Source organism: Bacteroides sp. M10, from assembly GCF_014334015.1.
Taxonomy (GTDB): domain Bacteria; phylum Bacteroidota; class Bacteroidia; order Bacteroidales; family Bacteroidaceae; genus Bacteroides; species Bacteroides intestinigallinarum.
Genome location: NZ_CP060488.1, coordinates 6,449,262 through 6,475,656, shown reverse-complemented (window position 1 = coordinate 6,475,656; position 26,395 = coordinate 6,449,262). Strand labels below are relative to the sequence as shown.

Sequence of the window (26,395 nt, the reverse complement as noted above, 5' to 3'; positions counted from 1 at the left end):
ATGATGAATAAGTTAGTTATACTGTTATTATCTGCGTGTTGTCTGCTGACGACAGCGTGCGACAAGGAAAACGATGAAACGGCACAAGGCTTCCGCATCATGAATGCGGATGTTGATCTGGCAGCCGGAGGCGGAACGGTGGAAGTGGCTTTGCAGGCTACCGGAGAACTGACTGCCGTTTCGGGTGCGGACTGGTGCAGGGTAATCGAAGTGACAAACGAAAAGATAACTTTGCTTGCCAGAGCCAATTATGAGTATACGTCACGTGCCACGCAGGTGACCGTGAGCGATGGCAATAGCGAACAGAAAATTGTAGTGACGCAGGAGGGAAATATTTTTGCTCCCGACTCCGACCAGCAGGTGATACGCCTCGGAAATGCTCCTTCACAGACGATTGTACGAGTGAATAGTTCGTTCGATTTCAAAGTGAGCGTGCAGCGGGGAATCGACTGGGTGGAGGTGCCGACTGCTTCAAAAGAAGATGGTTTCTTGCTTGTGTTGAAAGAGAACAAAACCGGGAATCCCCGTGCCTGCCAGTTATTGGTCAGCACCAATGAGGGGCGGAAGTTCCTTTACTACGTCTACCAGTATGAAGTGACGGACCTGCTTGGAGCGTGGGGAAATAGCCAGATTTATGTGAAATGGGATACGAAGAATATCGAAAACGCCTATCCCTTGTCGGCTACTGAAATTTCGAAGAATGTCGATGGCGAGGGATATACCATTAAGATGTCGTTGGCAAATACTCCGGCGGCGCAATATCTGAAAGACCCCGCAAAGGCTACGATTTCATTGCAGGCTACCTACGAAAATGGATCGTTTGTGGTTCCTATCGGTGCGGCACAGAAAGACTTTATGGTCGTGGAAGAAGTTGCGGATGAGGTGGCAGAAGGCGCTTCGGACGGAACGTTAGGTGGAGCATCGGACGGAACATCGGATAATCGGGCAGGTGTTGTTTTGCAAACCCTGTACGGTTTTTCTGTGGCGGCTTCTTCCAATATTTATTCGAAAGGAAATTTTGGTTTCGCTCCTGTACTCTATCAGGATGGTTCTGTCGGAATCAGTTTTCAGGACGTGACCGGAGCACCGGAAAGCGGATGCTACCTGGCGATAGCATTATTTGACGGACAGCAGTTCCTGACCGGAACACTGAAAGATTATATCCTTTTCCCGGATATTGCACTTTTCAGATAAAACGAACATTACCTTGATGAATAAAGAAAAGAACTACCGTTGTGAAACGGAATGAGAATTTACTAATTCTCTCTTAATTTAACTTTACTATATGACAGGCGGGGATACTCGCGCGAAGAATGGGAATCCTTTTCCCGGGCTTACTCCGCCTTTTTTATGATTCCCGGTCGCTACGGAAGTTCTTTTCAATGATGTAAAATATATAAATCAGTCTGATATGGATAAGAAAATAATGAAGTTGTTGGGTGTCTGTCTGTTTGTTGTTGCGTCTGTGGGTGCGTTGACCGCTTGCAGTGACAATGACACCGAAAATCCGGAGGGAGGAAAACCAGGCGGAGAAGACGTAAACCCGGTGCCGGAAGTGGTGGAATTTGTCAATTCCAACCTGGTGTACTGGGGAGATGAGGACGGAGTGGGAACGGATCATTTTGTGTTGACGCTTTATACGGATATGGAAGTAGATGTCACCGGAAGCCCGATAGGACCGGGCAAGATTATGGCATTCAGCCTGAACGTCCCGCCATTTGCTTCGGAAGCTACGGAATTTCCGCTTCCCGAAGGTACTTTCGAGGCGGCATTGAACGGATACACGTTTGATGAATGGACGTTCAACCTCGGATATATGAATCAAATCGATCTCCCGACCGGAAAGGTGGATATTCCTGCCGGAACTTTCTACGGTGATGTGAAATCTTACTCTACGAGTGTCGATGCCGATTTGCTTTCAGGTGGTAAAATGACGGTGAAACGGCTGTCCGGTGGTGAATATTCGATTAGCGGAACATTGGTGGGCGATCTTTCCTTGAAACGTTATTTCACCTATACGGGAAAAGTAATCACCATCGACCGTCACGAAAGCAAGGATGAAACTCCTAATTCTACGCTGACCACCGATATTGCGCTGAATGGATGGACGCAAGCCCGCCTGCAGGATAAGGGCGATTCTTATTATCTGCAAGATGAGTCGTGCCGGGTAGTCGAGCTTTATCTGGCGGAAGAGAGTATAAGTCTTGTCGACACTTGGCCGGCCGGTAATGGAAGAGTTTTGAAGGTGGAATTTTTCGTGGAATGGGCTACGGATGTAACACAGGGTATTCCGGCAGGTATTTATACGGTGGTGGCGCGTGATAAGGAATCATATGGTATTCCGCGCGAGTTGCTGAAACCGGGAAACATAGCTTCGGGTTATCCTAACGGCTTTACTTATCCGGGAGGAACCTGGTATGAGAAACTTCAGAACGGAGCCATGAAAGAATATGCACGCATAGACGGCGGAACCATGACCGTGGCACGCGACGGCAACAAGCACACACTGACGATAGATTTTATTGACTGTGATAAGGAACACCCGCACCATGTACGTACCACTTATTCGCAGGATGCTCCTATTACCGTATTTGATTATCGTCCGCAGTAAATACGGGTGGATGGCATCATTTTACTAATAACGCGATTTTATAATTAACCCCAAAAAACGAGAAATATGAAAACTAGATTTATTTCCTTTTTCTTATTCATGCTGGCAATGAGCTGTTTTGTGGCATGTAGTGACGATGATCCGGCCACTGATCCCGAACCGGAGCCGGAACCGGAACCTGTGGAAACAGTGAATACGTATACGTATAAGGATAAGACGATACAAGCTAAATCGGTGTCTTGCTTTGAACAGGATGGCATTGTATATGTGTGTATGAGTCCGTTGCAGAGTTTGGAAACGCTTGAAGACTTTATGAATAGCGGAAAGGAATATGTGATGCTGGGAGTGGATAAGAGTCTGGTGGGCAGTCCGGTTACGGTAGGTAGCTCTGAAGATGACGATTATGTGCTTTATTACATGGATGCCGATGGTGAGGCTATTGTAGCCGTCGACCCTTACGAATGGGAAGAGGTGCTGATGCAAGGCAAGATCACTTTGACGATGACTCCGGGTGAGAATGAGACATCGGCTGTGAAAGCTACCTTTGATTGTACGTTAAAAAGTGGCGGTAAGTTTACAGGGGAGGCCGGTTGTAACTACAAGGCTCCTGCAAAGCTGTCCAGCGAATTTTCATTCGGAAGTGAAGTGCGTCCGTTGAAATCGGCGGTGGCTACTGTCATCGGAGGGATTCAATACCTTTATCTTAGTCCGGACGCGGGAGTGACAACGGTGGAAGATATGTCGGACACGGAGTTCCTGATGATCGGAATCAATCCGGATATGTTGGGACAGGTATTGGATATCACGTCTTATGACGGTACGGATTATGCTTTCTATAATATGACAGAATTGGGAGCTGACGATCTGGGTGCGGTGGAGCCTTATGGATGGTCCGAAATATGTTCGGCAGGTAAGTTCAAAGTAGAAAAGACGGACGATCATGTGAAAGTAACTTTTAGCTTTACTTTGCTTTCGGGTGAAAAGTTCGAAGGTTCTTATGAGGGTGCTTATTTTGAAATTAAGCAGAGTACGACGAATATATTAACGTTGAACGGAGAAAAAACGCGTGACATCAAAGCTACTTTCTATGAAAAGACAGATGCAGGAGTAGCGTTGTATCTCACTCCGTCGGGAATTTCATCTGCTGCGGACTTGGAAAATGTAAACTCGTATTATGTGCGCCTTTTTGTTCCGAATGCAGGACTTAACGGGCAGGAGGTGGATATTACAGATACCAATCTGGCTTTTGAGTTTACTTATTATAGCCCGTATGACGAGGAAAGAATACAAATATCCAAAGGTCATCTGGAGGATGCGGCGGGTACGTTCAGTGTATCGAAATCAGCGGATAATGAATATTCATTGACGCTTAATCTCAAATATCTGGGTGACAACAGTCTTAAAATATCAGGTAACTATAGCGGTACTTTCACGGTGTATGATACGACGATCCCGAACGAATATCGCTTAGGGGCAGACGGTGCTCCAGTCACTATTCAGTCTGTTGTGGTGGATAAGACGGGTGCAGATATCAGTGTTATTTACCTTTCACGGCAGGCAGGTATCACTACTGTGGCGGGAATGTCGGCAGCGGATGCAGTGGTGCGTCTTCCGAAAGCAATGATGGATGGAGTGCTCCGTGGATTCTCCGGTAATGAGGAAAATGCGAAAATCTCTATTACGTATGAAGGAGTGACGTACAGTCAGGCTAATACCACATTGGGCAACCTGGCTCTGGGAGGCCGGACTTCGGTGTCTCTTCAGGGCAATGAGGTTGAAATGACTTTTGAAGTGGTAGGTATTAAGAAGTATGGCGATGTCAGTTTGTCCGGCTACTATAAAGGTGCGGTGACGGTAATAGAGTGACGATTTAATGAAGTGTATTCATGAAGAAAATCTTATTGAAATATTTAAATTTATTCGTTTTATCGGGACTGCTTCTGGTGGGTTTTGCCGGATGCAGTGACGATAAAGATAATGATCCGGTAAATCCCGGTCCGGATGTGGAGGAATTGCCTTCCATCGGCACTTATTCGTTCCGGGGAGAAGCGAACAAGATCGTGTCCGGTGTGGCCTCTATGGACGGTGACTATTTCACCTGTATCCTTTCTCCGGAAGAGATGGAGGGTGGGAAAACTAATACTTATTTTATGTTTTCTCTTCACATGTACTGGGAGGGGCAAGTGGTGGATGCATCGACTTTGTATCACAACGACCAGTATGTCTTTATCTATGAAGATCCGTTTTATTATTATTCCCAATATAAAAGGGTGACAGGAACGTTTTATGTGAAGCGTAACAATGATAAGAATGTTACTGTCAAATTGAATCTGCGGCTTCACGACGGTGTCCGTTTTAAAGCGGAGGTTACAGCCGATTTGATGAAGCCGTCGGGAGAAGGTACTCCGGAATGATATAATCCTTTTCTTATATAATGGGCGGACATTTCGCTACAGATTATCTTGGATTCTTTATAACAGCAATTAGTAAGTTATAATTTGATTCGCGTGATCTGTGATGAAATGTCCGCTTTGTTTGGTTTTGCCTTGTTTGTCTTTGGTTCGTTTTTGGCTTGTTTTTGGCGTGTTTTGTCTTTGTCCGAATGATATTCCTTATAAAAGAGCCGTTTCAAGGCTCTCCTAAAAACTTGAAGAATAGCCCTACTTGTGCCGGAGTGAGCAGGATGGCTTTTTCACTATATCCGGTTAGGGCGAGTGCGGCTTGCAGTGCGGTATTCTTGGCAATCCAGCTACGGAGGGTACGTCGTGCCGAGGCGGACTGTATGTGAGGCAGGTAAAGTCCGGCCAACTGGCTTTTGCTATAGGATTGTATGCGGGTACGGTTCTCTGTTTCTGCTTTTGGAGTTGTCTCTGTTTTCATATTGACTGTTTTTTAGAGGTTTATTTTGTCTGAACTCATACAAAGGTACGCCTTTTTATGTCGGTTGGTTCTGTTTTGTACAGAAGCCTTTGCAGGCATGAATCGTATCAAATTGTGCTTGTCTGTTCTCTCTTGCGACGGGTTGTAACATCGTGTTTCCCTGCTTTCTTCTCTTCGTGTACTTTTGTCTTCGTAATCGGTTACAGACAGTAGTTATTTATTCATCAATCAAAAAAGAAAGGAAAATAGTATGCCATTAATTTACAAACCTTATCAGGCAACACTTGCCAACAAGGAAGGACAGAAACTTTATTACCCCCGTCTGGTGAAATTCGGGAAAATGGTCAATACGCAGAAAATGGCGGAATTGATTGCAGAAAAAGCCTCGCTGACGGCAGGTGATGTTCATAACGTGATTCGTAACCTGATGTCGGTGATGCGTGAACAGTTGCTCAACAGTCGCACGGTGCGCCTCGAAGGCTTGGGAACATTTACAATGATTGCCAAAGCAGGAGGAAAAGGAGTGGAGTTGGAGAATAAGGTCAGCAGTTCGCAGATCACTTCATTGCGTTGTCAGTTTACCCCTGAATACACCCGTGCCGCTAACGGAAGTGCTACCCGCGCATTGACCACCGGAGTGGAGTTTGTGCACATCAAGGATGTAGCGGGTTCGTTTGTTGCCGACGATGTCATTGACAAAGACCCGGATGACGGCAACGAACCCGGTGGCGGAGGAGGCGAAGCCCCGGACCCGGCCGCTTAACCGAATTGGTTTATACCATAATTTAGACACGGATTACACGGATTTCGCGGTCTTTAGTGTTGTTATTGCTGCAAAGTAGCCGTGTTAATCTGTGTAATCCGTGCCTGAAAAAAAGATAGTAATTAATTAGTGACAGGTATTTAAAACGGATTATTAACCTTTAAAAGAAAACGGATGAGATTATTATTGGAAAAGTTGCTGGATATTCTTGAAGCAGTTCTGCGTTTCCGCCATCGGAGAAACGGCAAGACAGAAAAGGATTAGCCAGGTAGAGAAGAGTTAGCGTACCTGAAAAAGGTATGAAACCGAATCGTGTAAACATAATAAGACGTGTCGCCCGCACGTAGCTCGCGTAACAGATAAAAACGTGTAGCAATCCATAAAGTAGATATTAAAGTACAGAAGAAGTGAAAAGTTGCCTCGTTCATTCGAGGTAGCTTTTCTTTTTTTTCGTATTCCGAAAATCCTTTTTCGGAAATAGGGTGAAAAAGCAAAAATCAGTAGTAATTTTTAAAAGGCAGAAATATTTCTTTGATTTTGTATAGAACAAAAGAAAATAATTTCCCACTTTTGTAGCTGCAATAGGGGATATACGCCCTGTGAGATGTCTGTTTTCTGGAAAAAGGATGAATGGAAACAGAATACTTCTTGCGTTAAAATCAGAAAAAAGTTTTCCGTTTTGGAAAACTTTCTGTATCAGCGAGAAAGAAAAGTTTCCCGAATTTTAATGTTAAAAGCTAACCAAGCTATTAGATAATCTTCTATCTTTGTATCCGGTTTCGGAGCTAAAAAGAGGTTTAGTCAATGAGGGAACGCTGTGTAAATCGGCGACAGTACCCGCTGCTGTAATTCTCGAAGAATCCGCACAATAAGCCACTGCATCGATGGCGGTGTGGGAAGGTGTTGCGAGGGAGGGATAAGTCAGAAGACCTGCCGGAATTTTTTAATTTTCAATTTTTAATTTTCAATTTAATAAGCTTTCGGGAGTTAAAGTTATGAACTACGCGGAAATTTGTATCATCAAACGTGATGGTAAAAGAGAAGATTTCTCTATCAGTAAGATCAAGAATGCAATCAGTAAGGCATTCAGTGCAACCGGTTTTCAGGATGAGCAGCAGTTGGTGGCTGACATCACTATGAACGTAATCAGTCAGTTTACTACTCCTACTATTACCGTAGAAGAGATTCAGGATTTAGTAGAAAAGTCGTTGATGAAAGTACGCCCGGAAGTAGCGAAGAAATACATTATTTATCGCGAATGGCGGAATACGGAGCGCGATAAGAAAACCCAGATGAAGCAAGTGATGGACGGCATCGTTGCTATCGACAAGAACGATGTCAACTTGAGCAATGCCAACATGAGCAGTCACACGCCTGCCGGACAGATGATGACGTTCGCTTCCGAAGTAACCAAAGATTATACATATAAATACCTGTTGCCGAAACGTTTTGCCGAAGCACACCAGTTGGGAGATATTCACATTCACGACTTGGATTATTATCCGACAAAGACGACAACCTGTATCCAATATGATATGGACGACCTCTTTGAACGCGGTTTCCGCACAAAGAACGGCAGTATCCGTACCCCGCAAAGCATCCAGAGTTATGCTACGCTGGCTACCATTATCTTCCAGACGAACCAGAATGAGCAGCATGGCGGACAGGCGATTCCTGCTTTCGATTTCTTCATGGCAAAAGGTGTGGCCAAATCTTTCCGCAAACATCTGGCATCATTCATCAATTTCTATGTCGCCATGGAAAACGGAAATCAGGCCGATGAGAAATCCATCCGCACATTGATTAAAGAATATCTTCCGTCTATCAAGGCTACCGAAGCCGAACGCGAAACATTGCGCATTGCTTTGATAGCTTTACAAATCATTATAGATAAAGAACACCTTGCCCGTATCGTTGAGAAAGCTTATCAGCAGACTCGCAAAGATACCCATCAGGCCATGGAAGGATTTATCCACAACCTGAACACGATGCATTCACGCGGCGGTAATCAGGTGGTATTCAGCTCCATCAACTACGGTACGGACACTTCTGCCGAAGGTCGCATGGTGATCGAAGAATTGCTGAAAGCTACCATTGAAGGATTGGGCACAAGAGGCGAGGTGCCTGTATTCCCGATCCAGATTTTCAAGGTGAAAGACGGAGTTTCTTACTCGGAGAAAGACTTTGAGAAAGCAATGAAAGCGGAAAATATCGAAGAGGCAATGACCGACCATTACGAGGCTCCCAATTTCGACTTGCTGTTGAAGGCTTGCCAGACTACGGCGAAAGCATTGTTCCCGAACTTCATGTTCCTCGACGCACCTTTCAATCAGAACGAGAAATGGAGAGCAGACGATCCGAAACGTTACATCTACGAATTGGCGACGATGGGTTGTCGTACCCGTGTATTTGAAAATGTGGCAGGAGAAAAATCTTCTTTAGGTCGTGGCAATCTTTCATTCACTACGCTGAATATGCCGAGACTGGCGATCGAAGCCCGCATCAAGGCGGAAAACCTGATAGAGGATGAACGCAACAAGGATGCCATTGAACAGAAGGCAAAAGAAATTTTCATCGAATCCGTACATACTATGTCGGTTCTTGTAGCCGATCAGCTTTACGAGCGTTATCAGTATCAGCGTACGGCCCTGGCACGTCAGTTCCCGTTCATGATGGGAAATAATGTGTGGAAAGGCGGCGGTGAGCTGAACCCGAACGAGCAGGTGGGGGATGCATTGCGCAGCGGCACGCTGGGTATCGGATTTATCGGCGGACACAATGCGATGGTGGCTCTCTACGGACAAGGTCACGGACACAACCAGAAAGCATGGGACACGCTGTATGAAGCTGTGATGGAAATGAATAAAGTGGTAAACGAATATAAAGAAAAATATAACCTGAACTACTCCGTTCTGGCTACTCCTGCCGAAGGACTTTCGGGACGTTTCACCAAAATGGATCGTCGGAAATATGGAAAAATCCCCGGAGTGACAGACCGCGACTATTATGTCAACTCTTTCCACGTAGATGTGAAAGAACCGATCAGCATCGTTGAGAAAATCAAGCGTGAAGCTCCGTTCCACGCCATTACGCGCGGCGGACATATCACGTATGTAGAGCTGGACGGTGAAGCACAGAAGAATGTACGTGCCATCGCCAAGATTGTGAAAGTGATGCACGACGAGGGGATTGGCTACGGCTCTATCAACCACCCGGTAGATACTTGCCATAACTGTGGTTACAAAGGGGTTATCTTCGATAAATGTCCGGTGTGCCAGAGTGAAAGCATCCTCCGTATGCGCCGTATAACCGGTTACCTGACAGGCGATTTAAGTTCCTGGAACTCTGCTAAACGGGCAGAAGAACAAGACCGCGTAAAACACCTGTAAGGAGTTGAAAATGGCCTCACTAATAGGCTTCTATCTTTAATTTTTTAATTTTCAACTTTCAATTTTCAATTTAAGAAGTGAATTTATTAGGAACTTATCCTGAAACGATTGTCGATGGTGAAGGCATCCGGTACTCTATTTATCTTGCCGGATGTTCTCATCACTGTCCCGGTTGCCACAACCCGGAGAGCTGGAATCCGGGGGCGGGGGAAGAATTGACGGAAGAAAAAATACAGTCCATCATCCGTGAAATCAAGGCAAATCCTTTGCTGGACGGTGTTACTTTTTCCGGTGGTGATCCGTTTTTCCATCCGGAGGAGTTTCTGCTTCTACTGAAACGGGTGAAAGAGGAGACGGGGATGAATGTGTGGTGCTATACAGGATATAGCTACGAAGAAATCAAGGCACAGCCCCGCTTGAGCGCTGCCCTTGATTATATAGACGTATTGGTGGACGGACGCTTCGAGCAGGCTCTTTTCTCTCCGTATCTGGAATTCAGGGGAAGCAGCAATCAACGGATCTTGAAACTGAAATAAACTGCACTAAAAAAACTTATTTTTCAAAGGAAACAAAAACACCTCTGTCATAGTTTTGTTTACCTTTACACATCCCTCCGGGAGGAACGACTACACTTACAAGAATAAGTTTTTATGGTACAATCGATAAATTCAACTCAAGAAATAGAGGAAACCGACGGATTGCCGATGCCTAAGCGTATTTGGGCGGTGGTGTCCGTCGGATTCGCTCTTTGTATGTCGGTATTGGATATTAACATCGTCAATATCGTACTACCCACGCTTTCGCATGATTTTGGGACTTCTCCTGCTGTAACAACCTGGATTATCAACGGCTATCAGCTGGCTATCGTCATATCGCTACTGTCTTTTTCCGCTTTAGGTGAAATTATCGGTTACCGGAAAGTCTTTCTTTCGGGTATCGGTCTGTTTTGCATCACTTCATTGATTTGTGCCTTGTCCGATTCGTTTTGGACGCTAACCGTCGCCCGTATTTTTCAGGGATTCAGTGCCTCTGCCATCACCAGCGTGAATACGGCGCAGCTGCGTTATATCTATCCGAAGAGCCAGATTGGGCGGGGAATGGGGATTAATGCGATGGTTGTTGCCATATCGGCTGCCGCCGGGCCTTCTGTGGCGAGCGGTATTCTTTCTATTGCCAGCTGGCATTGGTTATTTGCTATTAATGTTCCGTTAGGACTTACCGCATTGTTTCTCGGCATCAAACATCTGCCAAGGCAGGAGGAACGCTCGAAACGCAAATTTGATTATATCAGCGCCATAGCGAATGCGGTTACCTTCGGTCTGCTTATATATACGCTGGACGGATTCGCCCATCACGAGGAAATGGATTTCCTTTTCATCCAACTGGTTGTATTGGCAGTGGTAGGCACGTACTATGTGCGTCGACAACTCACGCAGACTACTCCGCTACTGCCGCTCGACCTGTTGCGGATTCCGATTTTCCGGTTATCCATCCTGACTTCCATTTGTTCCTTTATCGCTCAAATGTCGGCAATGGTTTCCCTGCCTTTTTTCCTGCAGAACACTTTAGGACACAGTGAGGTGATGACCGGACTTTTGCTTACTCCGTGGCCGTTGGCTACGCTGGTCACGGCTCCATTGGCAGGGTATCTCGTGGAGCGTATTCACCCCGGTATACTGGGAAGTATCGGGATGGTTCTGTTTGCCATCGGACTTTTCTCGCTTTCGAGTCTGACAGCCGAATCATCTGATATAAGTATTATCCTGCGTTTGATGTTATGCGGTGCGGGCTTCGGATTGTTTCAGACGCCGAACAATAGCACGATTATTTCTTCCGCTCCTACGCAGCGTTCGGGAGGGGCCAGTGGGATGCTGGGAATGGCCCGCCTGTTGGGACAGACCACCGGAACAACATTGGTTGCCTTGCTTTTCAGCTTTGTCACTCATAGCCGGAGCACGGCTGTTTGCCTGATGGTGGGGAGTGGATTTGCCGTTGTGGCAGCTATCGTCAGTAGTTTGAGGCTATCGCAGCCTTCCACCCTGAAAAGAAAATAGTGAAGTCCTGAAAGGGGATTAAGTCTTTCAGAACTTCACAGGAACATCATACAACATATTAGTAAGTAATCATTCAAGATGAACTTGAAAGATTTGACTTTCTAGTATTTCGTTTCCCGTATGATTTCTACCAGACGGCGGAAGTCTTCCGGATGCACATCACCGATGTTTCCGATACGGAAGGTATCTGCTTTTGAAATCTTTCCCGGGTAAATCACGAATCCTTTATTTTTCAGTGCATAATAGAATGTTTTGAAGTCGAATCCTTCATGCGGATAAAGGAAAGAAGTGATGATAGGCGACTGGATGTCATCTTCGAGCAGTGTTTTGAATCCGAGTGCACGCATTCCTTCCACCAAAATACGGTGATTTTCGCAATAACGTTGGTAACGTGCTTCTACGCCTCCTTCTTCAATCAATTCGGTCAGGGCTTGTTTGAAAGCACGGACAACGTGTGTCGGTGAAGTGAAGCGCCATTTTCCGTGTCCCTTTTCCATTGTTTCCCATTGGTCGTAGATGTCCAGGGAAAGAGAGCGTGCCACTCCTTTGCAATATTTTAATTCCGAACGGCGGGCGATGATGAATCCGAATCCCGGTACACCCTGAATACACTTGTTGGAACTGCTGATTAGGAAGTCGATACCGAGTTCGTTTACATCTAAGGGGATACCTCCGAAGCTGCTCATACAGTCTACAATCAGCTTTTTACCATGCATCTTGACGATGTGGGACAGTTCTTTGATCGGATTCAGGATACCGGTCGTTGTTTCGCAATGAACGAAAGCGACATGTGTGATATCGGAGTTATTGCTAAGATAATCGTCTATATATTCAACTGATACCTGCTCTGTTTCTTCAAAAGCCAGCATGTCGTAGTCGAGATGGTAATATTCTGCAATGTTGCCCATACGGTCGCCATAGGCTCCGTTGCTACAAATCAGGAGTTTGTCTTTCGGGGTGATGGTGGCGCCTAAAACGGCCTCCACGCAATAGGTTCCGCTTCCCTGTAAAAGGATGGAAGTGTATTCTTCCGGTTTTTTAGTGGCGATGTTAACCAGGTCTTTGCGGAGTTCCTGAACAATGCCGAGGTTGTAGTCTTCGTCCCATGTACACCAGTCGGTCATCATGGCTTCTTTTACTGTTTCAGAGGTGGTTAGAGGTCCCGGAGTTAATAACAAATATGGTTTCATAATGATGTTTTCTTTAGAAATGAATAAATAAATGATTTTGTTTCTTTTCTGATTGTTGGGTGCGGGCTTGAATGTTAGTTGCCGGCGTTGATCGTTTCAATCAGTGCGGGAAGTTCTTCGATAGTGCGTATCACGTAAGAAGCTCCTGCGGCAAGCATGCGCTCTTTGACATCGGCGATGCGGGCTTCGAGTTCGGAGGCAGGCATTGATTTTGTTTCTGCTTCGGTAAGTGCCATTTCATTGCTGCCGAGAATCACGCCTACACTATACACTTTCGCGTTCACTCCTTCGTGAATATCGGCAATCGTATCACCCACTTTTATAACGGCGTCGAGGCTGGGGACTGCTAATTTCGTCAGGTTCTCAAAAATCATGTAAGGAGCGGGACGTCCGGCGGGAAGTAGGTTGGGAGTGGCGCAATAATCCACGTGGTATCCTTTTGCCTGTGCGGCGGGGAGAACTACATCCATCATTTCGCGGGTATAGCCGGTGGTCGATCCTATTTTAATACCTGCGGCACGCAATTTTTCCAAAGTTGGGATTACTCCCGGAATAGGGTCTGTGTAGTTTTCGAGAGAGGCGAAGAGATACTTCTCGAAAAGGCGGTTTAGTTCTACCACGTCTTCTTCCGTCCAGGCGCGTTGGTAACGGGCGGTAAACTGTTCGTTCACGTCAGGCATGGAAAGTAGTTCGCGGATGTGTTGAATTTTGGGTAGTCCCATTGGTTTGCGGGTCTGTACAACATCGATTACCAGTCCTTTTTCGGCAAATGCTTCGATAAAAGCAGCCACGGGGGCAAAACATCCATAGTCAACGGCTGTACCAGCCCAGTCCATAATAATACATTCAATCTTTTTCATTCTTGTTTCTATATAATATTGGTTTATTCGTCAGAAATTAGTAAGAAGCGAGGGAGGGGGCGGGGCAAGATTCGTTCCCGCGTATTTCACCCTGTTTCCCTTTTCTGTATTTTTGTGTCAGATAAATCATTGCTAAGGTGAACGCAAAGGTGCAGACGATTCCTACTGTCCCTGCCATCGTATTGTAGAATTCCAGCCAATTTAAATCCGGGTTGAAACATTCTTTCACTACCAATACCACCACTGTGCCTGTGTAGCCGATGGAATCGACCATCGCTATGAAGAAACCTACATTTCCCTTGATGCGGAAACAGGCGATGAAGCGGTCGAAGAAGATGGTTTGAAAGCTCAAGTAAGAAAAATAGAGGCAGAGGCTCTGGATAAATAACCACACGAGCGGAGAAAGTTGCAGGGTATGGTAGTTGAATGCCACAGTGCTAAGTGTGATTGCTCCCGCAATGACAAGGGTCAATAGAACGGAAAGTACTTTGATGTGGCTTTTCATCACTGCCAGGGTGGCGAAAATAGCCAGGATAATCAGTGTGACTACACCGTCCACTTTGGCGAATACCCACGGGGAAAGTCCGGCGGCATTGACGTCTATGATTTTCACCAGAAAGTCTTCCTTGACATCTTGCAAAACGGTGAGAAAGAGGTTGGCGAAGAAAAGCAGTGTCAATATGGGAGCAAAGCTGCGGAACAGGTTCCAGCGTTGTTGTTTGTTGAGAGTGACACGTTCCACACGCAGTGCTTTGTCTTCGGCAGTCGGTTTGGGCAGGTGATCGAGGATATAGCCCAGTCCTGCCAGCAAGGGTAATGCTACCGCACCGATCAGAGCAGGCATCCAGAACTCACTGACGTGCAGGGTGTCGACAACGAAAAGTCCGATGGATTTGGCTGTGCCGCTACTGACTGCGATACTGAGTCCGAAAAGGGAAGCGAGCAGATCCGTCACCCGGCGTCCTTCGAGGAAGCTGAAGATGACTCCCCACATACAGCCAAGCGACAGTCCGTTGAAGAACAACGCCAACACATTGAACGGGCGGGGTAGGCATCCGAAAAGAACCAAAGAGAGTTCGGCCACTAAAATAGAAACAAGAATGAATTTCAGGCGGCCTTCTCTCTTCAGTTCGGAAATAAGTTTGATCCCGATAAACTTGGATACCATATATCCGAATATCTGGATGATGCTGGTGGCTATCTTATAGTCCATACCAAATAGTTCCATGCCGTCGAACGTGGCGGCGGTGAACGGTTTGCGTAGTGCGTAGACTAATGAATAGGATAGCAGTGCCGCTCCTCCCGCATAAAGGATAAAGAGTAAATCGGAAAGTTTCTTTTGGGCCGAAGGCGACAGTTTTTCTTTGAAATTCATAATGCTATTTTTTTTGTTTCCGGTGCAAAAGTAGGGTGTCGGAGCGAACGAAAAAATGAATTTCAATGAATCATATTGTATATATGAGCCTTTAAGTGTACTGAAATATTAATGTAATATTCATGCAATACAAACATAATACCTTAGTCATTCCTTTGCAACGGAATCAATTAACAAACCGAAAAATCATGGACGAACTTACGGATATTTATAAAAGAATAGAGTACCTGCGCAACAACGGGGTGAAGATGAAAGAAATTGCCGACCGGGTGGATATGGCTCCGAGTGTGTTGTCTGCTTTGTATTCGAGTGTGCTTCCCGCTTATATCGACTTATTGAAAACACGCACACCGGACGAGGCGCTGGATGAAGCTTTGGCACTGGTGAATAATGTTTCCAAGAAACGCTTATTAAATAATGTGGGATCGGTGAGGCTGTTGCTTCAGGAGATGGAGCCGGACGTGCAGAGCGAGGCGGAGAATGGCAACTCTTTTATCAAGTTGCTGGGGAAAGAGGCGAAGGAGTCTGTGCAGGAGGTGTATAATTATAGCGGTATGTATCTTAGTTACAGTTTGTCGTCTTCTACGGATAGCTTGAAGATCGAGCCGTACATGATTTGTGCTTCCGAGAATAATGAGTATGTGAAGGTGGGGATGATTAATGCGTATAAGTCGGTGCATTGGGGGAGCGGGATTATCAGTAATCATCAGAACTCTTACCTGATGTTCAACGAAAGGGATTTGCCACAGTTTGCGCTGGTGACTATTTACCTGCAACTTCCGCATTATGAGTTTCCGAATATGCTGAAAGGGCTTTATCTCTGTCTGGACTACAATCATAATCCGATTGCGCGTCGTATTGTACTGGTGAAACAGTCGGATAGTACGGATGTTAATCAGTTTCTGGAGATGGAAGGGTGTCTGGTTCCGCGGGCGGAATTGACTCCGGAATTGGAGGTGTACTATAATTATACGTGTCAGGAGGGAGATTATATCAAAACGTGCACGGTGCCTTCACCTAAGTTGGATGAGACGGATTTGGAGAGAGAGAAGAAGATGTTGAAGATTTAAAGACAAACAACAATAAAAAAAGATCCCGGATGAAAATTGGTTTTTAAAACCTTTTTCATCCGGGATGATTCTTTTTATATGTTTTCTCTATCTTTCTATTGTTATATTCGCTAGAAGAAGAATCGCAAAATATCATTGAAGTTAGCCCATATCAACAGACCGAAGAGCAGAATCATACCGGTCATCTGGGCGTATTCCATAAACTTGTCGCTCGGTTTGCGGCGGGCTATCATCTCGTAGAAGAGGAAGAGCACGTGGCCACCGTCTAATGCGGGGATAGGGAGGATGTTCATGAAAGCCAGGATGATGGAAAGGAAGGCTGTCATATACCAGAACTGGTGCCAGTCCCAGGTAGCGGGGAAGATGCTGCCGATCGTTCCGAAGCCGCCCAGTTGTTTGGCTCCTTCTTTTGAGAAGAGGTATTTCATGTTTCCTACATAGCCTTTCAGGGTTTTCACACCGAGGGAGACACCTGCGGGGAAGGATTCAAAGAAGGCATATTCTTTTTTTACCATAGGGAGCAGACGGTCTGTGACGAGACAGGCGGTTACACCCATCAGGTAGGCGGAGTCTACACGCATACTTAGCGTGTCTGTTGCACCGTTACGCACATAAGTCAGCGTGATTAGACGCGGATCTATGCTGTCTTTGAGCAGGGTTGCTTCGTTTTTCTTACGTTCTGCCATCGCTTCTTTGAAGTCGGAGAAAGAGATCGGTGTTCCGTTCAGGGCGATGATGCTGTCACCTGCCTGGATTCCTGCTTGTGCGGCAGGAGAGTTCACCATTACGCTGTCTATAACGTACGGGAAACGGTAGGAGGCGAAGCGGACACTGTCTGCCAAGAGGCGTTGCATCAGGTCTTCCGGGATATAGACGGAGGCTTTTGCCCCGTTACGGATGACGCTTACTTCGCGTGCATCGGCAATCTGGCTCAACATGTCGCCGTCATAACGTTCGAAAGGAACACCGTCGGCAGAAAGGAGGATATCACCGTCCTGGAAACCTACCGCTTTGGCAGTCTCGTTGAATTCCATACCAAGAGGGGCTTCCTGTACCTTTATATATTGGTCGCCCCATGCAAAAAGAATCATGGAGTAGATGAACAGTGCCAACAGGAAGTTGAACAGTACGCCACCCACCATTATCAGCAGACGTTGCCACGCCGGCTTGGAGCGGAACTCCCACGGTTGTTCGGGTTGTTTCATCTGTTCGGTATCCATCGACTCATCAATCATGCCGGCTATTTTGACATAACCGCCCAATGGCAACCAGCCTACTGCATACTCTGTGTCACTTTTCTTGGGTTTGAACTTAAAAAGGGTGAACCAAGGGTCAAAAAATAAGCAGAATTTTTCTACACGCACCTTAAACAAACGGGCAAAAAGAAAATGCCCGCCTTCATGAACGATAACGAGCAAGGATAAGCTCATAATCAATTGCAGGGCACGAATCAAAAATGTTTCCATATAGTCTATTTACAGTTTAAAGCCTTCAACTAATTCTCTACCGAAGAGAGGATATAAAGGCTATTTTCAATTTATATTAATACTAATCAATTTCTTTATTTTCTTTGTTCATCAATGGGATGAAGCGGATCATATCAGACTGGCTGCTATTTTCCTTGCTTCCGCATCCGTAGCTACATAATCGTCGTATGTCGGATTGGCGATGAAGGCAACCCGTTCCATTGTTTTCTCTATTACGTCGCTCATGCCGAGGAAGCTGATGTCGTCTTTCAGGAAAGAGGCTACCACTACTTCATTGGCAGCATTGACGATACAGGGCATATTCCCTCCGCGGTACATCGCTTCGTAGGCGAGTGCCAGGTTGCGGAACCGTTTCGTATCGGGTTGCTCAAACGTCAGATTCGTGCATTGGGAGAAATCGAGTCTGTCGAAAGAAGAGCTGATACGGTCGGGGTAGGAGAATGCGTACTGGATGGGCAGGCGCATATCTGGCATCCCAAGTTGTGCCTTGACAGCTCCGTCTTCAAACTGCACCATCGAGTGAATGACTGATTGCGGATGCACCACCACTTCGATCTGGCTGGGCTGAACACCAAACAACCATTTGGCTTCGATCACCTCAAAACCTTTATTCATCATGGAAGCGGAGTCGATTGTGATTTTTGCTCCCATTTCCCAGTTGGGATGTTTCAAGGCTTGCGTCTTTGTGACGGATTTCAGCTGTTCCAAGGTGCAAGTGCGGAACGGACCTCCGGAGGCTGTCAATATCACTTTCTCGATCGGGTTACCCACTTCTCCCGCTAAACACTGAAAAACAGCAGAGTGTTCAGAGTCTACCGGCAGAATCGGAGTGCGATATTGTTGTGCCAACTGATTAATCAGTTCGCCCGCTACTACCAATGTTTCTTTATTGGCCAACGCAATCGCTTTCTTGGCGCGGATGGCGTTGATGGTTGGTTTTAGTCCGGCATAACCGACCATGGCTGTCAACACCATGTCGATGGGGCCTGCTTCTACAATCTGACAGATAGCGTCTGTGCCTGCGTACACTTTGATAGGCAGGTCGCTCAATGCTTCTTTCAGTTCGGAATACTTTTCTTCGTTGGCTATCACTACCACTTCCGGCTGGAACTTCCGTGCCTGGGCAATCAGTAGTTCCACGCGGTTGTTGGCTGTCAGCGCATAGGCTTCGTACAGGTCGGGATGTTCTTCGATGACTTGCAGAGCCTGCGTCCCGATGGAGCCTGTTGAGCCTAGGATAGCTATTTGTTTTTTCTTTTTGTTAGTCTCTATATTCATTTTTCTATTATCACTTAAAATACGATGTATTTTTCGGGATTCACCGGATGACCTTTATACCAAAGTTCGAAATGGAGGTGCGGCCCTGTACTAAGTGTGCCGCTGTTTCCTACCAGAGCGATGGCTTCCCCTCCTTTCACGCGTTCACCTTCCTTTTTCAGGAGGGAGCCGCAGTGTTTATAGATTGAAATTAAATCCTGGTTATGTTGTACGCCAATCAGATAACCTGTCTCGGCGGTGTATGTGCTTAGGATGACGGTTCCGTCCATAGTTGCCAGTACGCTTTCGTTGGGATTGGCGGCGATGTCGGTGCCGTAATGTTTCTTCTCGGCATTGAAGTGGTCGGACACCATACCTCGTGTCGGACGGTATAAAATGAGTCCGGTCACGTCCGGTTGGGAAGTGATGGAGGTCAGGTTATATTTTTCATTCTCTTCATACTGACGGCGGAATTCTTCTTCCCGTTTGGTACGTTCCATCAGTGTGTCTTCGCGGGCAGTGGTCAGTGAATCGAGTGTCTGCACGCTGTCGATGGATACTTTTCCACTGAAGATATCCTGAATGTTCATGATGTAAAGATTCTGCTTGTTGAGCACTTGTTGTAAAGAGTCTACACGCAGGGCATTGTCTACGATTTGTGTACGGACTTCACTGTTCATGTATCCGGGGAGGTAGTTGCGCAGCGGGGTGAAGGTGATGATGCAGGAAGCGATCAGGAAAAGTACCGCCAGCACGCAAAGTAATACGGAAAGTCCATTGAGCTTGGATACGCGAAGTCCGACAATTTCTTCAAGTGTATTTTCATTAACGATCGTTAGTTTATACTTGAACTTGAAATTTTTCCAGAAAGCTTTACTTCGTCTTCTCTTTGGCATCTCGGGTATTTACTGTTTTTACGATTTACTATTTACTATTTTCAGTGGATGAGCGGCTCATCGTTTGATTCGTTCTCACCGGTCATCTTCCAATTCCTCCAGATTGAGCAACCCTTCGGGAAGTTCCACCGTGATGAGTTTCTGTTTCTGGTCTATTCCTACGATAAATTCCTCCTGGGCGGGAACGAGCAGTTCCTCTTCTTCCGCTCCTTCAACCACGAAAAGGGTGTTTACCGTAGTGGTATCTACATCTATAACTTCTCCCAGAAGTCCGTGATGGATGTCTTCCATCTGGAAACCGATAAAGAAGTTCCAGGATAATTCGCCATCTTCCGCTTCTTCGGCGTGTTTCACGGGGAAGTAGACTTCAATGTTGGTGAACATTCGGGCACGTTCGGCACTGTCGACTCCTTCCAGTTTCACCAAGGCGGTGGAGTCTGAACGGAAGCGGTATTCTTCGATGAAGAAAGGCACGAAAATGCCATCGAGCAGGCATATCAGGTAATCACAGTCCACACGGTCGAAAATATCGTCCGTGAAGGTAAATTGCAATTCGCCGTGGATGCCGTGCGGTTTATTGAATAATCCTATCTTGTATACTTCTTCTTTCTTTATCATATCCGGGTGATTCTGGCTCCGATAGCGTTCAGACGTCCTTCGATGTTCTGATAACCACGGTCTATCTGTTCGATGTTACTAATGGTACTGGTTCCTTCGGCGCTCATGGCGGCAATCAGAAGGGCGATACCGGCACGTATATCCGGTGAAGTCAGGCGGGCACCGCGCAGCTTGAAGCCGTGGTTGTGTCCGATGACTACGGCGCGGTGAGGGTCGCAGAGAATAATTTGTGCACCCATGTCGATCAGCTTGTCCACAAAGAACAGGCGGCTTTCGAACATTTTCTGATGGATCAGTACGCTGCCTTTGGCTTGTGTGGCTACAACGAGCATCACACTTAGCAAGTCGGGAGTCAGTCCCGGCCAAGTGGCGTCGGCTATTGTCATGATGGAGCCGTCGATAAATGATTCTATCTGGTATGTTTCCTGTGCGGGAACGTAAATATCGTCTCCTCTTTGTTCGAGCTTGATGCCCAGACGGCGGAAGCTCTCGGGGATGATTCCAAGATTTTCGTAAGAAACATTCTTGATGGTAATTTCGCTTTTCGTCATTGCCGCCATGCCGATGAAGCTGCCCACTTCAATCATGTCGGGCAGTACGGTGTGTTGCGTGCCGTGCAGTTCTTCCACGCCTTCGATGGTGAGCAGGTTGGATGCGATACCGCTGATTTTGGCTCCCATCCGGTTGAGTAACCGGCAGAGTTGTTGCACGTAGGGTTCGCAGGCGGCATTGTAAATGGTGGTCGTACCTTTGGCAAGTACGGCTGCCATGACGATGTTGGCTGTTCCGGTGACAGATGCTTCGTCCAGTAGCATATAGCTTCCCTGAAGTCTGTCGGCCGTTATTTCGTAGATACCCCGCTCTTCGTCGTAGCGGAAGTCGGCCCCTAAATTCTGAATACCTACAAAGTGAGTGTCCAGACGGCGGCGACCGATTTTATCTCCTCCCGGCTTGGAAATCAATGCCTTGCCGAAACGTGCCACCATGGGACCTATAAGCATCACAGAGCCTCGCAGACTGGAACATTTCTTTAGGAATTCATCGCTTTCCAAATAAGCCAGGTCTACATTTTCTGCTTTAAAACTATAAGAATCAATGCCTTTCTTTGCAACCGTCACTCCCATCTCCCGCAAGAGCTGAATCAGGTTGTTGACATCAAGAATGTCAGGTATATTGTTCACCGTCACTTCCTCTGCGGTCAGCAACGTGGCACAGATTATCTGCAAAACTTCGTTTTTAGCTCCTTGCGGGTGGATTTCTCCGCTAAGCCGATGTCCTCCTTCGATTACAAATGAAGCCATTAATTTTTTTAGTATTAAGTATAAAGTGTTTTAGTATCTTCTTTTATTGTTTTGACGATTGTTGGTATAGTTCGTCTTCGGACGGTAGTTCTGATTCAGGCGTTCTGCCATCAGCCGGACGATATCGTCGGTCATTTGGAGTTCCCCGTTAGACAGTTCGTATAGGTCTTCGGCAATCTTTTTGTCGTCCACTGTATCTTTGTTCCATGCCAGGTAATCCTTTTTCATGTGGTTGCAGATAAGGGCAATCAGGTTTCTCTTTTCGTTTCCTTCAGGGAATTCGATCGCTTTTTTTATCAGTACTTCCAGCGTATGTCCGTAGTGACGGTAACGCATACGGGCAGTGGAGTAGGGGATATGGTCCGGGCGGGTCACCAGATTGTCCTTGCGGATGATTTCATACGGATAGTCAATATCCAGCTCAAAACCGGACATGATAGCCAGGTGGTCCCAAAGCTTGTGCTTGAAATCGGGTACATCACGCAAATGGGGGAACATATTTCCCATAATGTTGATGATGGTGTTGGCACAACGCTGACGTTCTGCACGATCCTGAATGGTCAACGCATAATCTACCATGTTCTGGATGCTACGTCCGTATTCGGGAAGCGGCATTCTTTTCTGTTGAGTATTGTATTGCATTTGTTAAATTAAAATTGAGAATTAAAAATTAAAAAATTAAAGAAGCTTTTTCGGCATGGAGGCAACGAATTCTTTCAGGTAGAAAGGTTCGAAGTAAGCCACGTCTTTATAGTCTTCATCGGCCACTGCTTTTTCTGCCAGTGGGAACATCATTTTAGCCAACGGATGGATATTGTCGATAAAATGTGCGTTCGGATGCGTGATCTGTTCGCGGCATTTGTCGGCTCCGTTTCCAAAGAAATAAACCGGTTGTTCGTTCAGGAACTCCAGGTAAGAGTTCTCATCTACGATGTCGGCGGCAACTGTACGTTTCACTTGTAGACGACGGTCATAGACGGCTGCATATACTTCCATGCGGCGGGCGTCGATCATCGGACAAAGCAAAGCGTTTTCGGGCAAGTCGTGATACAACAGCACCGGAACACTCAATACTTCCAGCGTCGGGATACCGATCAAGGGGATATTGCGCCCGTAACAAACTCCTTTCGCCATAGAAACCCCGATTCGGAGTCCGGTGTACGAACCCGGTCCACAACTCACTGCAACGGCATCCAAAGGGATGGCATGACTGTCTATGAACGACAATGCTTCATCTACAAAAACTCCTAAAGACACGGCGTGTGAAGGGCCTTTCAAGTCTTCTTTCACAAAAATCGTCTGTCCGTCTTGACTGGCCGCTACCGAGCAAACAGAGGTAGAGGTTTCAATATTCAGTATACACGACATAAAAATCAGCTTATTAAATTGTCGCAAATTTACATGATTATTTCCAATTCTTAAAATATTCGTGTACTTTTGCACAAAACTTTAAGGTTATGATACAGTCTATGACAGGATACGGTAAAGCTACGGCCGAACTTCCTGATAAAAAAATAAATGTAGAAATCAAGTCGCTCAACAGCAAGGCAATGGATTTGTCCACTCGCATCGCTCCGGCGTATCGTGAAAAAGAGATTGAAATCCGTAATGAGATTTCTAAAGTTCTGGAACGTGGAAAAGCTGACTTCAGCCTGTGGATAGAGAAGAAGGAGGGCGCGGATGCTGCTCCCATCAATAAGGATGTGCTGAAAAGTTATTATAGCCAGTTGGATTCGATAAGCCGCGAACTGGGGATTCCTTGTCCCGCACCGGAAGACTGGCTCCAACTATTACTCCGCATGCCGGACGTGATGACGAAAACGGAAATTCAGGAACTGACGGAAGAGGAATGGAGCATGGTGCATGCTACCATACTTGAAGCCATCAGTCATTTGGTCGATTTCCGCAAACAGGAGGGGGCTGCATTGGAAAAGAAATTCCGTGAGAAGATTGCCAACATCAACAGTTTGCTCGAACAGATTACTCCTTACGAGAAAGAACGTGTAGAGAAAGTGAAGGAACGCATCACTGATGCTCTCGAAAAGACGTTAAGCGTAGACTACGACAAGAATCGTCTGGAACAGGAACTGATTTACTACATCGAAAAACTGGATGTCAACGAGGAAAAACAACGTCTTAGCAACCATCTGAAATATTTCATCAGCACGATGGAAAGTGGTAGCGGACAGGGTAAGAAGCTTGGTTTTATCGCCCAGGAAATGGGTCGGGAGATCAATACGTTAGGCAGCAAGTCCAATCATGCTGAAATGCAGAAGATCGTAGTTCAGATGAAGGATGAACTGGAACAGATTAAGGAACAGGTGCTGAACGTGATGTAAAACAGTATCTATCATTTTTAATTCTTAATTCTTCATTAAACTTATGACCGGTAAGCTAATTATTTTCTCTGCTCCGTCGGGTTCGGGCAAATCTACTATAATCAATTATCTGCTGACGCAGAACTTGAATTTAGCGTTTTCTATTTCTGCTACCAGCCGTCCTCCGCGTGGAACGGAGCAGCATGGGGTTGAATATTTCTTCCTTACGCCGGAAGAATTTCGCCAACGCATTGAGAACAACGAATTTCTGGAGTATGAGGAGGTGTATAAGGACCGTTATTACGGAACGCTGAAAGCGCAGGTAGAAAAGCAATTGGAAGCGGGTCAGAATGTGGTGTTTGACGTAGATGTGGTTGGCGGATGCAATATCAAGAAGTTTTATGGCGATCGTGCGTTGTCGGTGTTTATCCAGCCGCCTTCGGTGGAAGAATTACGCTGCCGGTTGGAAGGACGTGGAACGGATGCGCCGGAAGTGATTGAAAGTCGCATCGCTAAGGCGGAATATGAATTGGGTTTTGCTTCGCAATTCGATTGTGTGATTGTCAATGATAATTTGGAAACTGCTAAAGCGGAAGCTTTGAAAGTTATCAAAGAGTTTTTGGAACAATGAATAAGCAGAAAACCGGAATCTTCAGCGGATCATTCAATCCGATTCACATCGGACATCTTGCTCTAGCCAACTACCTTTGTGAGTATGAAGGATTGGATGAAATCTGGTTTATGGTGAGTCCGCAGAATCCTTTGAAAGCACAGGAGAAGTTATGGAATGATGAATTACGTCTCGAACTGGTAAAGTTGAGCATCAGTGACTATCCTCGTTTTCAGGCTTCAGATTTTGAGTTTCATTTGCCTCGCCCCTCATATAGCGTATATACGTTGGAGAAACTGCGTGAGGCATTTCCCGATCGCGAGTTTTATTTCATTATCGGTTCCGATAATTGGGAACGTTTTGGATATTGGTATCAGTCCGAACGTATCATTAAAGAGAATCAGATTCTTATTTACCCCCGTCCCGGCTTTCCCGTCAAAGAGGAGGAATTGCCGGAAACGGTGCGTCTTGTTCATTCTCCTGTATTTGAAATCAGTTCTACTTTTATTCGAGAAGCATTGGATGCAGGGAAAGATGTTCGATACTTTGTGCATCCAAAGGCTTGGGAGGCTATCCAGTTTACTCCGTTAATCGATGAAGAGTAATAACGATGATTTCCGCCGGAGCGCCGACACGGATTGGTAATTTGGAGGTTCCTATTCCGTTTGTTATAATCAAAGGTATTTTTGCAGAATTATATGCCAGTCCGGTGATGAAACGATTGCCATAGTGTGAGTTAAGTGCCGGGGCAACTCCGAATACACGGACTTGTCCGCCGTGGGTGTGTCCTGCCAGGGCAAGGTCGGTGTTAGCTACTGAAACATCTTCGATGTAATCCGGAGTATGAACCAGTAAGATGACAAAATCTTTGGGAGAGAGTGCCAGAGTAGGCGATACTCCGTTGCGCCCCAGATCAAAAGGATTGCGCACTCCAGCGATAATGATCTGCTGCCCGTCTTTACGAAGCGTATCTACTTCATGTTCTAACGGACGCATGCCGTAATGTTTCATTGTATTCACAATATCGTCGTGGCAACGTTCGTAGTCGTTATTGCCCATTACCCCATAAGTGCCCATCGGTGTTTTTACGCGTGCCAGTGCGGAAAACAAAGGTTCCACATATTCACAACCTTCCTGATAGTCACCACCCATTAGAAGCACATCAGCCTTTTGAGCAATCAGTAGGCGGACAAGGTCGTTCAGGCCTTTTTCTTTCAGCAGACTTTTGTAGTGTAAGTCGGAAATGAAAGCGATACGGAAACCTTCAAAGGCTTCGGGAACATCGTGGTGTGTAAAGTCATATTTTACTACACGGTCCACTCCGGTATAGACAGAAGATACATCTACGCTGGAAGAAGTGATTTTTGTTCCCCGCAGTACCAGATCCGACGATTCGTGTGTATCGGTAGAAGTCTTTTCCTTTGTATTCTGCTTTTTGTTTTTGGAAACATTCAGCTCTTTGAGTTGCGAGTGGTCGGGGGAGAATAACCCGGCTATGGCATTAGCCGTATCCGGATAAATAGAATCTGAATTTAAAACAGGGCGTGGCAAGGTAGCCACCATATTCTTTTTCGACTTACAGGAAGCCAGCAAAAGCAATGTCAACAGGATAACAGGGTAGATTGTTTTTATTTTCTTCATCTTCTCTTAGTTTGAAGTTTTTCGGGGTGCAAAGATACGAAAAATCATGTATCTTTGTCCGTCAAAACTATTTAT

General features: G+C 46.1%; 24 protein-coding genes and 1 riboswitch. Of the genes, 12 read left to right on the top strand and 12 right to left on the bottom strand.

Annotated elements, in window-relative coordinates:
* The 4 genes from H8796_RS24155 (at position 1) to H8796_RS24140 (ending at position 5,025) form a co-directional block, all read left to right on the top strand.
* Complete coding sequence (locus H8796_RS24155; protein ID WP_117935286.1) at positions 1-1,194, top strand: BACON domain-containing protein; 1,194 nt, start codon at positions 1-3, stop codon at positions 1,192-1,194.
* Positions 1,195-1,411: 217 nt separating this feature from the next.
* Positions 1,412-2,611 carry a hypothetical protein gene (locus H8796_RS24150; RefSeq protein WP_117935284.1) on the top strand — a complete coding sequence of 400 codons (1,200 nt, stop codon included), beginning with the start codon at positions 1,412-1,414 and terminating at the stop codon, positions 2,609-2,611.
* A 66-nt stretch (positions 2,612-2,677) separates the two neighbouring features.
* The gene (locus H8796_RS24145; protein WP_117935282.1) at positions 2,678-4,477 is read left to right on the top strand and encodes a hypothetical protein; all 1,800 of its coding nucleotides are present in this window, start codon (positions 2,678-2,680) and stop codon (positions 4,475-4,477) included.
* Between the two features lie 20 nt (positions 4,478-4,497).
* Positions 4,498-5,025: a hypothetical protein gene (locus H8796_RS24140; RefSeq protein ID WP_008650384.1), complete on the top strand. Its 528-nt coding sequence runs from the start codon at positions 4,498-4,500 to the stop codon at positions 5,023-5,025.
* A 214-nt stretch (positions 5,026-5,239) separates the two neighbouring features.
* Here H8796_RS24140 and H8796_RS24135 read toward each other — a convergent pair whose 3' ends face one another.
* Positions 5,240-5,491: a DUF4248 domain-containing protein gene (locus tag H8796_RS24135; protein ID WP_117935280.1), complete on the bottom strand. Its 252-nt coding sequence runs from the start codon at positions 5,489-5,491 to the stop codon at positions 5,240-5,242.
* A 250-nt stretch (positions 5,492-5,741) separates the two neighbouring features.
* Between H8796_RS24135 and H8796_RS24130 the strand changes: the two genes are divergently transcribed.
* From H8796_RS24130 to H8796_RS24115, 4 genes are all read left to right on the top strand, one after another.
* Positions 5,742-6,254 carry an HU family DNA-binding protein gene (locus H8796_RS24130; RefSeq protein WP_117935278.1) on the top strand — a complete coding sequence of 171 codons (513 nt, stop codon included), beginning with the start codon at positions 5,742-5,744 and terminating at the stop codon, positions 6,252-6,254.
* A gap of 763 nt (positions 6,255-7,017) precedes the next feature.
* Positions 7,018-7,207: riboswitch (cobalamin riboswitch) on the top strand.
* Between the two features lie 42 nt (positions 7,208-7,249).
* Positions 7,250-9,643 (top strand): anaerobic ribonucleoside triphosphate reductase, encoded by a 2,394-nt coding sequence (locus tag H8796_RS24125; protein ID WP_117935276.1) that lies wholly within the window; start codon positions 7,250-7,252, stop codon positions 9,641-9,643.
* A gap of 77 nt (positions 9,644-9,720) precedes the next feature.
* Positions 9,721-10,179, top strand: a complete 459-nt coding sequence (gene nrdG, locus H8796_RS24120; RefSeq protein ID WP_074638832.1) for an anaerobic ribonucleoside-triphosphate reductase activating protein — start codon at positions 9,721-9,723, stop codon at positions 10,177-10,179.
* Positions 10,180-10,293: 114 nt separating this feature from the next.
* A complete protein-coding gene (locus H8796_RS24115) occupies positions 10,294-11,697 on the top strand; it encodes an MFS transporter (protein WP_117935274.1) in 1,404 nt (467 codons plus the stop codon).
* A gap of 101 nt (positions 11,698-11,798) precedes the next feature.
* Here H8796_RS24115 and H8796_RS24110 read toward each other — a convergent pair whose 3' ends face one another.
* The 3 genes from H8796_RS24110 to H8796_RS24100 all read right to left on the bottom strand — a co-directional run bounded on the left by H8796_RS24110 (position 11,799) and on the right by H8796_RS24100 (position 15,122).
* Positions 11,799-12,887 carry a 2-aminoethylphosphonate--pyruvate transaminase gene (locus H8796_RS24110; RefSeq protein ID WP_117935272.1) on the bottom strand — a complete coding sequence of 363 codons (1,089 nt, stop codon included), beginning with the start codon at positions 12,885-12,887 and terminating at the stop codon, positions 11,799-11,801.
* 74 nt (positions 12,888-12,961) lie between these two features.
* The gene (phnX, locus tag H8796_RS24105; protein ID WP_117935270.1) at positions 12,962-13,747 is read right to left on the bottom strand and encodes a phosphonoacetaldehyde hydrolase; all 786 of its coding nucleotides are present in this window, start codon (positions 13,745-13,747) and stop codon (positions 12,962-12,964) included.
* Between the two features lie 37 nt (positions 13,748-13,784).
* A complete protein-coding gene (locus tag H8796_RS24100; protein WP_117935268.1) occupies positions 13,785-15,122 on the bottom strand; it encodes a DUF5690 family protein in 1,338 nt (445 codons plus the stop codon).
* Between the two features lie 188 nt (positions 15,123-15,310).
* Between H8796_RS24100 and H8796_RS24095 the strand changes: the two genes are divergently transcribed.
* The gene (locus tag H8796_RS24095; RefSeq protein ID WP_008998748.1) at positions 15,311-16,192 is read left to right on the top strand and encodes a hypothetical protein; all 882 of its coding nucleotides are present in this window, start codon (positions 15,311-15,313) and stop codon (positions 16,190-16,192) included.
* A gap of 110 nt (positions 16,193-16,302) precedes the next feature.
* On the opposite strand, the gene rseP is transcribed toward H8796_RS24095, so the two are convergent.
* The 7 genes from rseP to tsaB form a co-directional block, all read right to left on the bottom strand.
* A complete protein-coding gene (gene rseP / locus H8796_RS24090) occupies positions 16,303-17,658 on the bottom strand; it encodes an RIP metalloprotease RseP (RefSeq protein WP_004296792.1) in 1,356 nt (451 codons plus the stop codon).
* Between the two features lie 129 nt (positions 17,659-17,787).
* Positions 17,788-18,957, bottom strand: a complete 1,170-nt coding sequence (locus tag H8796_RS24085; protein ID WP_004308958.1) for a 1-deoxy-D-xylulose-5-phosphate reductoisomerase — start codon at positions 18,955-18,957, stop codon at positions 17,788-17,790.
* A 14-nt stretch (positions 18,958-18,971) separates the two neighbouring features.
* Positions 18,972-19,832, bottom strand: coding sequence for a M23 family metallopeptidase (locus H8796_RS24080; RefSeq protein ID WP_004296794.1), 861 nt, complete (start codon positions 19,830-19,832; stop codon positions 18,972-18,974).
* 75 nt (positions 19,833-19,907) lie between these two features.
* Positions 19,908-20,450, bottom strand: a complete 543-nt coding sequence (gene rimM / locus H8796_RS24075) for a ribosome maturation factor RimM (protein WP_004296795.1) — start codon at positions 20,448-20,450, stop codon at positions 19,908-19,910.
* Positions 20,447-21,751 carry a UDP-N-acetylglucosamine 1-carboxyvinyltransferase gene (gene murA, locus H8796_RS24070; RefSeq protein ID WP_004296796.1) on the bottom strand — a complete coding sequence of 435 codons (1,305 nt, stop codon included), beginning with the start codon at positions 21,749-21,751 and terminating at the stop codon, positions 20,447-20,449. The genes rimM and murA overlap by 4 nt, the downstream gene beginning before the upstream one ends.
* Before the next feature lie 30 nt (positions 21,752-21,781).
* Entirely contained in the window at positions 21,782-22,393 is a 612-nt protein-coding gene (locus H8796_RS24065) for a DUF4290 domain-containing protein (protein WP_004296797.1), read from the bottom strand.
* 36 nt (positions 22,394-22,429) lie between these two features.
* Complete coding sequence (gene tsaB / locus H8796_RS24060; protein WP_008998746.1) at positions 22,430-23,119, bottom strand: tRNA (adenosine(37)-N6)-threonylcarbamoyltransferase complex dimerization subunit type 1 TsaB; 690 nt, start codon at positions 23,117-23,119, stop codon at positions 22,430-22,432.
* An 89-nt stretch (positions 23,120-23,208) separates the two neighbouring features.
* Here tsaB and H8796_RS24055 point away from each other — a divergent pair, with 89 nt between their 5' ends.
* The 3 genes from H8796_RS24055 to nadD are packed head-to-tail and all read left to right on the top strand — an operon-like array spanning position 23,209 to position 25,284.
* The gene (locus H8796_RS24055) at positions 23,209-24,090 is read left to right on the top strand and encodes a YicC/YloC family endoribonuclease (protein WP_004296799.1); all 882 of its coding nucleotides are present in this window, start codon (positions 23,209-23,211) and stop codon (positions 24,088-24,090) included.
* Between the two features lie 43 nt (positions 24,091-24,133).
* Entirely contained in the window at positions 24,134-24,700 is a 567-nt protein-coding gene (gene gmk / locus H8796_RS24050) for a guanylate kinase (protein WP_008776350.1), read from the top strand.
* Positions 24,697-25,284: a nicotinate (nicotinamide) nucleotide adenylyltransferase gene (gene nadD, locus H8796_RS24045; protein ID WP_004326037.1), complete on the top strand. Its 588-nt coding sequence runs from the start codon at positions 24,697-24,699 to the stop codon at positions 25,282-25,284. Before gmk ends, nadD begins: the two co-directional genes overlap by 4 nt.
* On the opposite strand, the gene H8796_RS24040 is transcribed toward nadD, so the two are convergent.
* Complete coding sequence (locus H8796_RS24040; RefSeq protein ID WP_008776353.1) at positions 25,259-26,320, bottom strand: metallophosphoesterase; 1,062 nt, start codon at positions 26,318-26,320, stop codon at positions 25,259-25,261. The genes nadD and H8796_RS24040 overlap by 26 nt on opposite strands.
* Positions 26,321-26,395: the final 75 nt, after the last annotated feature.